Below are 12,546 nucleotides of genomic sequence, written 5' to 3' on the forward strand. Positions count from 1 at the left end.
GGGGACCCCGCGCACCCGCCAGAGCCCGTTGACCCTTGCTGCCTTCCAGCCCTGGGGGAGTTCACAGGTTGGACGCCGCGCGGGGTCCAAGGCGAGTGTAATACCGGCCGGTCAACCCAGAACAGCCGGTCGATACCCCGGCGGCCGGTCGGCTACCATTGCCGACGGAGGATTCGCCTAGTGGCCTATGGCGCTCGCCTGGAACGCGGGTTGGGTTAACAGCCCTCAGGGGTTCAAATCCCCTATCCTCCGCACCTGGCCGGGGTGCGATCAGATTCCGATCGCACCCCGGACCCCAATCTCGGGAGGGGCATGAGTCGCAGCGCCGCAAGGGGTCTGCACGCCGCCCTCGTGCTGGTCGGTCTCGTGCTCTATCTGATGTTCGTCCTGCCCCGATGGTGGGTGCTTACCGGCGACATCCCCACCGGGCTGGCCACGGCGGGTCGTCTCGCGGCCGGAATCCCGATCGCCCTGGCCGCTCTGCCGGTGCTGACCATCCTGCGCGACACCCTGGCCGGCAAGGCCCGGGTCCCCGAACTTGCGCTTCGCCTGCGGGCGTGGTCGGCGGTGCTGCACCTGGTCGCCGGCGGGCTGATTCTGCTGGCGGCCATCGCCGAGATCTGGCTGCGACTGGGCGTGGGCGGTCCGTACCTGTTCGCCGTGTACGGGGCAGCCGCGGCCATCGCGATCCTCGCGGTGCTGGCGCTGTATCTGTCCTTCGTCGCCGAGAAGCCGCCCGCCCCGTCCAAGCCGGCTGAGCCGGCCAAGCCCGGGAAGGTCAAGGCCGGGAAGGTCAAGGCCGGGAAGAAGTCGCGCCGCGACAGGGGCGCCCAGACACCCGAGACCCAGGAACCCGAGACCCAGGAACCCGAGACCCAGAAACCCGAGACCGGGGCACCAACGGAGACCGACGCTCAGACCATGATCGCGACCGAGCCCGGCGCCCTCCACGACGGCGCCCTCCACGACGGCGCCCTCCACGACGGCGACCTGGCCGACGGCGACCTGGCCGACGCCACCGAACCGGCAGCGCCGGCTGAGCCGGCCGAGCCGTCCGAGCAACCCGGCGCGCTGCGCAACAAGCGGCCCGGCAGGAACCGGCTGCGGTCGGGCCGCTGACGCCTCAGACCGGAACGCCTGCGGTCGTCGTCGGCAGGGTCACCTCGACGTTGCTGATGTTCAGCCCGCCGATCGCGCCGTTCTGATAGAGCGTCGCCCCGCCGACGATCTGCAACGTCAGTTTCGCGCCGTCCTCGGGCGCGGTGTAGGCGATGTTGGCGATGGGCACGCTCACCGACCGGGACTTGGAGTCGAGCGTCACCGGTATGGGGGTGACGATGTTTCCGAGCACCCGGCCGGTGGCGTCGTCGACGATCTGGGCGTAGACGGCCTTGCTGGTGCCCCAGCCCGAGTAGTCGAAACTGACGACCGGCGCCCCGACCACCGCGGTGCCCTTGACCGGGACGGTGATCGGCACGTTGAGGGCGTTGACCGCCTCGGTGGCGAAGGTGTTGTTCAGCGGGAACTCGCAGGCCGCGGCGACCGTGCAATTGTCCTTCTCCGGCCCCGACCCAAGCCAGGCCCACGGCAGGATCCCCAGCGGTCCGCCGGTGCCGGTGGCCGTCACGGTTCCCGTCGCGAACCCGTCGGCGAACGGCATCAGGTCGGACTCGTAATGCGTGCCGGCCTGGTCCCACCACTGGAACGTGGAGATGAGAGCCTCGACGAGCGGTTCGGCCACCGGCTTGAGGTAGTCCTTCACATAGGCGTTCATCCAGAGCATGTTGTCGGTGAAGATCGAGGTGGCCTGCGCCACCGGATCGACGGGATCCAGGCAGACCCCGTGCCCGCCGCAGAACCAGATCATCCTGAGCAGAGCCGGGTCGGTGGCGATGGCTTCGGCGTTGTCGATGGCCTGCTGCAGCGGGAACAGCGCGTCCACGGTGCCCTGGACGAACATCGTGGGGATGGTCAGTTTGGCCAGCAGCGCGGTCGGTCCACTGCTGGCCAGCGCGGCCTGCGCGGACTCGCTGAGCCAGCCGAAGAGATTGCCGGTGAGGATGCCCATCGGAATCAGCTGGTTGACGGTGGCTCCCGCCTCCGCCAGAGCCAGGCCCAGGGTGTTGGCCCACGCGGTCTTGAACACGTTGTCCGGGTAAAGCGAGGAGTTCAGGGAGTTCCACGCGATCGCCGGCGCGATGGCCTTGATCCGCGGGTCGACGGTGGTCATCTGGATGCCGCCGCCGTAGGACCCGCCGAGCATGCCGATGGACGGCGAACCGCCCTCCTGCAGCAGTGGCGTGTTGGCCGAGGCCCAGTCGATCAGCGCCGAGACGTCGCGGCCCTCGTAGAAGGGGTTGTCCAGTTGCAGGACCCCGCCGGAGGCATACTCGCCACGCGGGTCCCAGGTGATGACGTGGAACCCGAGGGGGTAGGCGTCGAACGGCGCGGGCAGTCCCTGGCCGCGCATCAGCGCGAGACCGGGCGTGGAGCCCGCGGCCTGGAAAGCCCCGTACGGGTCGGTGTTGCCCGCGGCGCCCAAGCCGGGGCCGTTGAAGATCGCCGCCTGGTAGTTGGCCGGGAGGATCAGCGACTTGTCGCTGGCCGGGAAGAAGTTCGTGCTGATCGGCGTGCCGTCGAACGACGTCACCTTGTAGGTGAAGGCCACCGGCTTGCCGTCCGGCACCAGCGCCATATCGGCCGAGATTTCGGCCACCACCGATGCGCCGATGACGGGGGCCAGCAGGCCACCGAGGAACGGCGCGGCCTGCAGCAGGCCGATGACCGGTTCGGCGATCATCCCGACCAGCGGGATGCTGACCATGAACTTGTCGAACGGGGTGACCTCGCTGACCCGGACATTGAACGTCTGGGTGCCCGTCGGGGTGGGGTTCGGCTTCGGATCGGCGGGGTCGATCCAGGTGGCGTAGGGAAGCAGCGTGAAACTCTGCGGACCCGATCCCGGCAACGGCGCGGGGACGTTGCCGAGGGTGATCTTGCCGCCGTCACTGGAATCGACGAACTTGTAGGTCATCTCGTTGCCGCCCGAACTGGTGGCGTTGAGGTTGCCCTGCAGAATGCCGTCGAAATAGTAGACCGTCGGATCGACGGTGATCCCGTTCATGGTGAGGGCTGTCGTCACCGCGGAACCGGACGGCGACAGCGTCGTCGCGTAAGCCATATCGGTCTCGCGCTTGACGAAGGCGGCCAGGACCAAGTCCACCAGTGTCCTGTCATCCGGCAGCGACGGATCCGATCCGGCTCCGTCGGAGGGATCCGTCCCGTCGGTGTCCAACGCGGCAAGGTCACCGGCGGTGGCCTCTTCCTTCGGCGTGTTGCCCCCTGCGTCATCCGTTGCGCCGTAGGCGATCTCGCCGAGTGTGACGATTTCGTCGACCACCGGGTCGGTGATCGTCACGATCTCGGGCTCGGTCGTGGGCGCGTCGATCGTCACCGCGGGGGGGTCGCCGGCGCTCTCGCCCGGCGGGCTCACCCCGGGATCGGGGTCGGCGGCGACGCCGGCCTCGGGAACATCCGAACCGGCCGGCTCGAGTTCGGCAGGGTCAACGACGGCGGCCTTCGGCGGCGGCCCGGGCTGCGCTTCGGGCTCGAGCAGGGAGTCGCTGGCACTGGCCGGCGCCGGCGCGCCGCTGTCCCGCTGTGCCGACCTCGACGCCGCCGCGCCGGCGTGGTCGGCGGAGCCGCGGCGCGGCGTGGCGGTATTCGGTCGCGCCGACGAACGGCTGCTGTCCGCGGAGGCACCCGCGGATCCACCGCTGTCCGAACCCCGGTCCGCCCACGCGACACCCGGGCCGGCGAAAATGGCGGCGCCGACCCCGAGGGTCACCGCCAATCCGCCGACGCGACCAACGAACTGCGATGCACCCATTACGTCCTCCAGAGCGGCGAAATCCCTGAGCGAACTGTAACCCCGCTTATGACATTCCTAAAGGGCGTTTTCAGGAATGTCAGCGGAACCGGTCCGAAGATGATCAGTAGATGGAGAAGTCCGTCGATCCGATGCCGTACGGGGTGGCGGCGTAGTTGAGGTAGATCGGGTTCTTCTGATACGGCGCATTGCCGGTGTTGAACAGACCGGTGTCGATGAACGGGGTGGCCGCCGCTCCGCTCTGGGTGGTGTAGCTGTAGAGCAGCGTTGCGCCGTCGGCGGTGTACACGTCGACCTTGGTGCCCGCCGGGACCTCCGTGCCGACCGGCGGCGGCGAGGAGTACAGCGAACGGTTCAGGGTCCCGTAGACCCCGCCGGAGTCGATGATGGCGGCGGCGTCCTGCATGGGCCCGTCGTTGACGCTGACCTTGACGTAAGCGTCGGGAGCCCCCGGCAGCGAGACCCTTGTCGGGAACGGGTTCGGCCCCAGGATCATGTACCCGCCCAGCCCGAACGGGTAGGCGTTCTGGTAGATCAACACGCCGTCGCGGAGTTCGCCGGGCATCGCGGCGGTCGGGATCGGAGCCGGGCCGGGCCCGGCGGTGTTGGCGCCCACGCCGAGAATGCCGTCGGCGCCCCAGCCGAAGAACGACTTGAAGTTGGCCACGCTGTCCGGGTAGGTGTCGTTGTCGGTGACGATGTTGACCGGGGCGGTGCCGACGGCCCCGTCGCCGAGATCGACCTTGGTGTTGTAGGTCTCGTAGTGGTAGCACACGCCGCCGCTGAAACAGCTGTCGCCGCTGCCGACGGCCGGACCGAGGTAGGCGGAGCCGACCTTGTCGCGGGTGGTCACCAGTCCCGAAGCGCCGGTATCGAGAAGCAGATTGGCCCTGCGGCCGTCATTGATCTTGACGTTGACCATCGGCTGGGTGCCCAGTTTCACCGTGATCGGCACCTTCGCGTAGACCTTGCCGTTCTGCCGGGCTTCCTCCACGAGCGCCTTCGCCTCGTTGACGTCGGCGCCGAACCAGCCCAGCGGGGTGATGAGCACGGAGGCGGTGGCCAGCGAGGCGTTCGCCCGGGCCGGCCATCGCATCGCGTTTTGCAGGTTGGCCTGCGCGACGCTGTGGAACAGCGGGTTGCCCACCGTGTTGGCGACGAATTCCCTGGCGCTGCCGATGTTGGCGGCCCAGATGCCCAGCATGAGTTGCGCGCTGGTCAGGGCCGCCTGCGGCCCGAAAGAACCGAAGCCGGCCAGGATGTTGCCCGCGCCCCAGGTCTCCTCGGTGATCAGGGACTTCGACTGCTCGATCTGCTTCAGCGCCAGGGTGACGCGTGCCCCCGGAACGATCGGGGTGCTGGGCAGCCAGGACTCCATGTTGGGGGCGGGGTCGGCGGCCGCGGGGCGCACCGCGGCGGCCGGCGCGGGATCAGCGGCCGGCGAATCCTGAACTGCGGGAACGGGATTCAGCAGCGTCGGATCGGGTAGCTGGGCGTCTGGTTGCCGAGCGGTTCCGGCGACCCGGCGAGTCGGCGCCGCCGGCGTGGTGGCCGCGGCGGGAGCCGGGTTGTCGGCCACCGGGTTGTCGGAGACAGCGGCTGCCGCCGAGTGGTCTTGCGCCGCCGCGGCCGATTCGACGCCGCCGGTGACATCGGCGAGAGGGACCCGGTTGCGGCGCGAGAGCGGTCCCGGGCCGGGATCATCGGCCGCCGAGGCAGCCCGGTCGACGTGGGGTGCCCTGCGCTTGGGGGCCTCGGCCCCGGTAGCGGCTTTGGTGGCGGCTTTGGTGGCGGCTCTGGTCGATGGTGCGTCGCTGGAGGCGCTGTTGGTCGACGACGGCGAGTCGGCACCGGCGTCGGCGAAGGCCACCGCCGTGCCCCCCACCATGGCCGCGCCCATGCCCAGCGTCAGCGCCCCGGCGCCGAGCCAGGTGTAGGGCTGGATACGGCGGTGGGCAACTCGTTTGCCAGCGGATCGAGACATGGACGTAACCACCTAAATTTCTGCCGCCGAAGACCTTAAGTTTTGCTGAGATGTCTACCACACTTCGGCGGGCGTGGAAACCGGGGACCCTGCCGCGGATCTCGCCCGGTCCAGCGCAAAGCCAGAGCGAAGTAAGGTTCCGGCACTGCCAGGACGTGGCAGCAGATCTAACGGGCCCTGCCGGGATAGCCCGGCGGACCGATTCCGTTCAGACGGATAGGTCCGCGGCCACGATCTCGTCGGCGGCCCGCCGGCCGGACCGGATGGCACCGTCCATGTAGCCGTTCCACACCGGCGAGGTTTCCGCCCCCGCCCAGTGAATGCGGCCCACGGGCTCAGACAGGGCCTTTCCGTACTGGGTCCACGCCCCGGCCGCGAGGCGACCGCCATAGCAGCCGCGGGTGAATTCCTCTTTGTTCCAGTCCTGTTCGAGGAAATCGAACGGTTCCCCCGCGCGGGGGCCGAAGTACTTCACCAGTGCGCCGAGCACAATCTCGCGGCGCTCCTGCGGGCTCAGTGCACTCGCGGTGCGGGCGTGGGCGCCCTCCAGAAAACCGACCAGCACGCCGCATGATGAATCGGGCGGGCTGTTGTCGAAGCACACGTTGAACTCGTCATCCAAGCTCAGTACATAACCGCTCAGGCCGTCCTCGCGCCAAAACGGTGTGTCGTAGCCGACTTCGAACTTGATCACCGCACCGGCGGGCATCTGCTGGGTGAGCCCATCGCGCAGGGCCGGCATCGGGGGCGAATATCGGATCCGGCCGGCCAGTGTCGGGGGAATTGCGACCACCACCCGCTTGGCGCTGACGCTGCCGCCCTCGTATTCCACGGTCACACCGTCGTCGGCGTGGCGGATCGTCCGGACCACCGCCCCCAGGTGCACCCGGTCGCCGAGTGCGGCGGCCATCCGTTCGCTGATCTGGTGGGTGCCCCCGACCACCCGGGAATCCTGGGCGCCGCCCTTGGCGGAGACCAGGCAGGCCATGCTGGTGCCCGACTTGACATAGAACAAAAAGTGCAACAGCGACAGTTCCGGTGATTCCGCCGAGAACACCGCCGGCACGACCAGGCGGAAGAGCCGCCGAGCGAGGTGATCCTCGGTGTTGGCGACGAGCCAGGAGTCCAGTGTCTGGCTGTCCAGAACAGCGGCGTCCGCGGTCTCCCACGGCGCATCCAAGTTCACGGTGGTGGCCAGGAACTCCAACACTTCCAAGAGTCGGCCCACCTCCGTCGCCGACTCCAACGGCAAGCCGAAGGTCTCGTCGGAATGGCGGACGAGGTTGCCGTCGAACACGGTCAGGCTCTGCCCTTTCTCGTGTTGGGGGAATGTCTCCAGGCCCAGTTCATCAATCAACTCGAGCACCACATCCTGGGTCGGGCCGACCCATTGCCCGCCCAACTCCACCGGCACGCCGTTGCTCAGGAAACCCCCGAGGTTGCGGCCCGCCACCCGGTCGCGGGCCTCCAGGACGATCACTGACCTGCCCGCGGCCACCAGCGCACGGGCCGCGCTCAGCCCGGCAAGCCCGGCTCCCACCACCACGACGTCGACGTTGGTCATGTCCGCTCCTCGTTCATGTCAGTCGACTGACTGAGATGAACGGACTCTACGTCCGCGGTGGTGGGCGGGCAAGAGGTTCGCGAAACCTCGCCGTTCAGTTGTGCCGGCGGCGGATCATCTTGCCAAGCTGACCGGGGCTGTAGCGCACCTATCGAAAGGCACTTCGCAGATGCAAGCAATTGGCCCCTTGTCGTTGCGCATGGCAGTCAGTGCCCCTGCGCCGTGGTGCTTACCGCTGCGGACGTTTCTTGACCGCATCCATGCAGCCGTCCATGGCATCTCCGTGGTCGATGCCTTCGGATCCCGATAGGTCGAAGAACATTTTCAGAATGCCTTCGCACGCTTCCTTCTTGGAGTGGCTTGCCCAGCTTTGCGTCCAGCCCATGGTGCCCTTGTTGTAGCCCCAGTCGTAGGACTCCATGTCGCGCCCAAGTGCACCACTTCCGAAGAGTGAGAACAACATCAACGTCGCAACTCCGACCACGGCGACCTTCCCCAGATTCGGCAGTTTCACCCACCACGCCTTGATTCGATCGAATGCTCGCGCCTTTGGGGCAGCAGGAAGACCGGCAGGCGGCCGTGCGGAGGAAGCGCCGGTCCGATGTTCGACTCGTGCCACTGACGGCACAGTCGGAGTAGGCGCACCCCAAGGTGCCGAGGGTGGTACATCGTCGCCCATTTGCGGTGGCCGACTGGCCGCCCCGGCGTCAGGACCGGGGCCGGACGCCGGTGTTGCAACAGGCACGGAAGGACGGGGTGGCGTACTGCCATCCCCAGTCCCAACAGAGTCGGAATCGCTTGATCCTGAGGGCATGACGCTCGCCGAAAGGTCGGGGCCGGGATCGGCAGGGCGGGTCGCAGTCACTGGCTGCGGTGCCGCAGTTGCAGGTGATGGAGCAGCACCCACAGCGTCGGATTGGTTGAGCGGGCTGCCGCATTCCCCGCAGAAACGCTGTCCGTCGGGGTTGAGGTGCCCGTTGGGGCAAACCCCGACCAGGGAACGACCGCACTCCCCGCAGAACCTCTGGGTTGCCGCGTTGGAGTGGCCGTTGGGGCACTTGATCGTCGCTGCGCTCACTGGTGACTCGGTTTCTGTGTCATTGCCACAGGTATTCCTGTCGCGCGGCCTGGAAGTAGTGACCGGTGGTGGAGTCCTTGCAGGTGACCCCGGTGGCTTCGTCGAGTACGCAAGTGAGAGAACCGGCGGTCAGCGGGTGACCGTAGTCCTGGACCGGAAGGGCACTGCGGAAGTCGGTGCCGGAGTAGCAGTTCACCTCGACCGAGCGGCCCTGAATCAGCTTGAAATTGTTAGCCCAGCCCGGATCGCAATTCGGCCTGACTTGCGGCTGGTAGGAGTGCTCGCGAACCTCGCAGGTGGCTTCCGGCGGCGAGACGCTCCCGTTCAGGTCGCAGGCGATGTTGCCGGTCGGCGACTGGAACCTCCACTGCAAGTTGCTATCCGGCGTCACGGTTGAAATGCGCGTCGTCGGTGCCGTCGTCGGTGTCGCTGCGGGGGCCTGGACCGGGGCGGGTACTGGGGCCGCCACGCTCGGGCGGCGCGTTGAGGGGGCGGCCTTGTTAATCGTGCACCCGAACCGGTCCAGGGGCTGCATGCTCTGAGCCGCAATCCGCACCGCGTCCGAACGATCCCCGAAGCCACTGACGTCGGCAATGAACACGACGGCGCTGCCGTTGCGCGACACACACTGCGCGGAACCGAACCCCACGTCCTGGTGCGCGCCGTCTTCCTCCATCTGGGCGGGCGAGTCGTACTGCAAGACGGTGAACAACGGCGAGAACGCCAGCGGCCCTTCCGCAGGGTCTGAATGTCCGGTGCACATCGGCGGAGCGCCCTGGGGGGCGTTACTGCAGACCGCAGCGATCCAGTCCCCCGGACTGCCGGACGCTCTGGACGGGCCACCCCCTATGCGCCCGCTCACCATCAAGAGCAGGAGCGCGGGAACCACCAGCACCGCGACCTTGCCCCACTTCGGCAGCCCCGACCAGAAACCGCGAAGGCCGACACCTAATCCAGGCGTTGAAGCAACCACTGCACCACCAGGCGGGGACAGGGGCGGAGACCCGATAGGTCCAGCATGCGGAAGTGAACTGGAAGCGCCGACCGGAAGCGGAGTTCCGCACTCCCCGCAGTACTTCCGGGCCACCGGATTGGAGTGCCCATTAGGGCACGCGATCGTCGGTGTATTTACTTGCCTGCCCCCTCTCTGGCAACCGGAGACTACCGACCTGCCGCGCGCAAGCGGACTGAATCGCACCGAGAGTCGGTCTTCAGCTACCGTTTTCCCTCTTCAAGTCCCGATCCCGGCTCGGCTGAACCCTTTTCGGCTCGCCCGGCATCTTCGGATAGTTCGGCGGATACGGCAGATCGCCCAGCCCCCGTTCGGCGTCACCGTCGGCCATCGCCAACAACGGCTCCAGCGACTGGGCCGGCGAGTCCATCTCGGCCATCGGGTCGCCGCGTTGGGCCACCAATGCCGGCACCGTCGCCATGGTGTAGTCGTCGGGGCTCTCCGCGGCGGCGAGTTCGGACCAGGTCAACGGCGTGGACACCGTCGCGATCGGCGTCGGTCGCACCGAGTAGGCGGCGGCGAAGGTCCGGTCCCGGGCGTTCTGGTTGTAGTCGATGAACAGTTTCGCGCCTCGTTCCTCTTTCCACCACGCCGTGGTCACCAGGCCCCGGGCGCGGCGTTCGACCTCGCGGGCCAGGGCGATGCCGGCCCGGCGCACGGCGACGAAGTCCCAGCCGGTGGCGATGCGCAGGAACACGTGCACGCCCCGCCCGCCGGAGGTCTTCGGGTAGCCGACCAGACCGAGTTCGTCGAGAAGCGGCTTGAGCACGTCGACGGCGACGGCCTTGGCTTCGGCGAATCCGGTGCCGGGCTGCGGGTCGAGGTCGATGCGCAGTTCGTCGGGGTGCTCGCTGTCGGGGCAGCGAACCTGCCACGGGTGCAGGGTTATTGACCCCATCTGGGCGGCCCACACGATCGCCGACGGATGGGTCACCATCAGCGCGTCGGCGGTGCGGCCGGATGGGAAGGTGATCCGGCAGGTCTTGAGGTAGTCGGGATGCTTCGCGGGTATCCGCTTCTGGTAGATCATCTCCCCCTCGATCCCGTCGGGGAAGCGCTGCAGATGGGTGGGCCGGTCCCGCAGCGCGGTGAGCATCGGGCCGGATGCCACCGATCGGTAGTAGTCGATCAGCGCCCCCTTGGTCCCGGCGGCACCCAGCCTGGGAAAGAACACCTTGTCCCGGTTGGTGATTCGCACCGCGACGCCGTCGACGTCGATCTCCTCGGCCGCGGCGCTCACCGCGCCTCCAGCACATCGTCGAGGTCGTAGCGCAGTGGCGCGTCCAGTTGGTCGAAGGTGCAACCGGCTGGGTCCCGGTCGGGCCGCCACCGGACGAACCGGACGGTGTGCCGGAACCGTCGCCACCCGCCGGCGCCTTCCATCTGGTCGTAGGCCACCTCGGCGACCCGTTCCGGTCGGATCGGGATCCAGCGTTTGTCGGCCGCGGAGTTCCACCGACTCGGCTCGCCGTCCTTGACGGTGCCCTCGCGAAGCGGTTCGAGTTCCTCCAACAGCCGCAGCCGGTCCTTGGCGGTGAATGATGCTGCCCCACCGACCATCTGGAGTCCGCCGTCGTCGCGGTGGAGACCGAGCAGGATCGAACCGACGCCCTCACCGCTTTTGTGGATGCGGTAGCCGATGGCCACGCAGTCCGCGTCGCGGGCGTGCTTGACCTTGACCATGTCGCGCCGGCCGGGCAGGTAGCCTCCGTCGAGCCGTTTGGCGATCACCCCGTCCAGGCCGGCGCCCTCGAAGGTGGTGAGCCATTCCGCGGCCAACCGCGGATCCTCGGTGGTGCGGGTCACGTGGCACCACGGGCCCTCCCCCACCGAGTCCACCAGCGCTTCGCGTCGCACCCGGAACGGCTCGGCCATCAGCGACCGATCCCGGACTGCGAGCGCGTCGAAGCCGATGAGGTGCGCGGGGGTCTTTTCGGCGAGCATCCGCACCCGGCTCTCGGCGGGGTGGATCCGCTGGGACAGCGAGTCCCAGTCCAGCCGGGTTCGCCCGTCGATCCGGCGCGGCACCACCACCTCGCCGTCGAGCACACACCGGGGAGCCAGTTCGTCGCGCAGTGCGGCGATCAACTCCGGGAAGTAACGGCCGAGTTCCCTTCCGTTGCGGGACTGCAGCACCACCTCGTCACGGTCCCGGAACACCAGCGCCCGGAACCCGTCCCACTTGGGCTCGTAGCTCCACAGGCCGGGTTCGTCCGGCACGGCGGACAGCGCCCTGGCCAGCATGGGCTGCACCGGCGGCGCGACGGGCAGGTCCACGCCGTCCACGTTAGATTGCCCCGGTGAGGACCACGGGCGCGGGACGGTTCGCGCCCAGCCCGTCGGCCGACCTGCATATCGGCAACCTGCGCACCGCGGTGCTGGCCTGGCTGTTCGCCCGCTCGGCCGGTCGGCGCTTCCTGATCCGGGTCGAGGATCTCGACGACCGCACCCACGACGACGTGGCCTGGCGGCAGTTGGCCGACCTGGCCGCGATCGGGATCACCTGGGATGAGGCGCCGGAGTGGCAGTCGGCCCACCCGCAGCGCTACGACGCGGTGGTCGAGGACCTGATCCGGCGGGATCTGGTCTACGAATGCTTCTGCAGCCGGAGGGAGATCCTGGAGGCGCCGCGGGCCCCGCACGCCCCGGAAGGCGCCTACCCGGGCACCTGCCGGACGCCGTCGACCCGGGCCGAGCGCCGCCGGGACCGCCCGCCGGCGCTGCGGCTGCGGACTTCGGGGAGCGAGTACACCGTCACCGATCTGCTGCACGGGGACTACACCGCGGTGGTGGACGACTTCGTGCTGCGCCGCGGTGACGGGGTGCCGGCCTACAACCTCGCGGTGGTCGTCGACGACGCCCACGCCGGGGTGGATCAGGTGGTCCGCGGCGATGACCTGCTGGCCTCCGCGCCGCGGCAGGCCTACCTCGCCGAACTGCTGGGCTACCCCCGGCCGGTGTACGCCCACGTGCCGTTGGCGCTCAACGCCGAGGGCAAGCGGCTGGCCAAGCGCGACGG

General features: G+C 68.5%; 9 protein-coding genes, 1 tRNA gene and 1 other RNA gene. 3 read left to right on the plus strand and 8 right to left on the minus strand.

Annotated elements, in window-relative coordinates; genetic code table 11:
* Positions 1–2: 2 nt before the first annotated feature.
* Positions 3–91: signal recognition particle sRNA small type (gene ffs, locus ADBZ5U_RS10060), an RNA gene on the minus strand.
* A gap of 75 nt (positions 92–166) precedes the next feature.
* Here ffs and ADBZ5U_RS10065 point away from each other — a divergent pair.
* Positions 167–252, plus strand: a tRNA-Ser gene (locus ADBZ5U_RS10065).
* A 60-nt stretch (positions 253–312) separates the two neighbouring features.
* On the plus strand, positions 313–1,119 hold the full coding sequence (gene lucA, locus ADBZ5U_RS10070; RefSeq protein WP_526264958.1) for a lipid uptake coordinator LucA: 807 nt from the start codon (positions 313–315) through the stop codon (positions 1,117–1,119).
* Positions 1,120–1,123: 4 nt separating this feature from the next.
* Here lucA and ADBZ5U_RS10075 read toward each other — a convergent pair whose 3' ends face one another.
* The 7 genes from ADBZ5U_RS10075 to ADBZ5U_RS10105 all read right to left on the minus strand — a co-directional run bounded on the left by ADBZ5U_RS10075 (position 1,124) and on the right by ADBZ5U_RS10105 (position 11,813).
* Positions 1,124–3,847 carry a CocE/NonD family hydrolase gene (locus tag ADBZ5U_RS10075; protein ID WP_526264960.1) on the minus strand — a complete coding sequence of 908 codons (2,724 nt, stop codon included), beginning with the start codon at positions 3,845–3,847 and terminating at the stop codon, positions 1,124–1,126.
* Positions 3,848–3,992: 145 nt separating this feature from the next.
* Entirely contained in the window at positions 3,993–5,873 is a 1,881-nt protein-coding gene (locus ADBZ5U_RS10080) for a PecA family PE domain-processing aspartic protease (protein ID WP_526264962.1), read from the minus strand.
* Positions 5,874–6,081: 208 nt separating this feature from the next.
* Positions 6,082–7,437, minus strand: a complete 1,356-nt coding sequence (locus ADBZ5U_RS10085; RefSeq protein ID WP_526264964.1) for a flavin monoamine oxidase family protein — start codon at positions 7,435–7,437, stop codon at positions 6,082–6,084.
* Between the two features lie 229 nt (positions 7,438–7,666).
* The gene (locus ADBZ5U_RS10090; protein ID WP_526264966.1) at positions 7,667–7,951 is read right to left on the minus strand and encodes a hypothetical protein; all 285 of its coding nucleotides are present in this window, start codon (positions 7,949–7,951) and stop codon (positions 7,667–7,669) included.
* Positions 7,952–8,534: 583 nt separating this feature from the next.
* Positions 8,535–9,278 (minus strand): DUF6636 domain-containing protein, encoded by a 744-nt coding sequence (locus ADBZ5U_RS10095; RefSeq protein ID WP_526264968.1) that lies wholly within the window; start codon positions 9,276–9,278, stop codon positions 8,535–8,537.
* 448 nt (positions 9,279–9,726) lie between these two features.
* Positions 9,727–10,767: a DNA polymerase domain-containing protein gene (locus tag ADBZ5U_RS10100; RefSeq protein WP_526264970.1), complete on the minus strand. Its 1,041-nt coding sequence runs from the start codon at positions 10,765–10,767 to the stop codon at positions 9,727–9,729.
* On the minus strand, positions 10,764–11,813 hold the full coding sequence (locus tag ADBZ5U_RS10105) for an ATP-dependent DNA ligase (protein WP_526264972.1): 1,050 nt from the start codon (positions 11,811–11,813) through the stop codon (positions 10,764–10,766). The genes ADBZ5U_RS10100 and ADBZ5U_RS10105 overlap by 4 nt, the downstream gene beginning before the upstream one ends.
* A gap of 14 nt (positions 11,814–11,827) precedes the next feature.
* Here ADBZ5U_RS10105 and gluQRS point away from each other — a divergent pair.
* Positions 11,828–12,546: tRNA glutamyl-Q(34) synthetase GluQRS (gene gluQRS, locus ADBZ5U_RS10110; protein ID WP_526264974.1), on the plus strand; the 719-nt coding region annotated here is incomplete at its 3' end.

The organism is Mycobacterium sp., from assembly GCF_040398885.1.
Lineage (GTDB): Bacteria > Actinomycetota > Actinomycetes > Mycobacteriales > Mycobacteriaceae > Mycobacterium.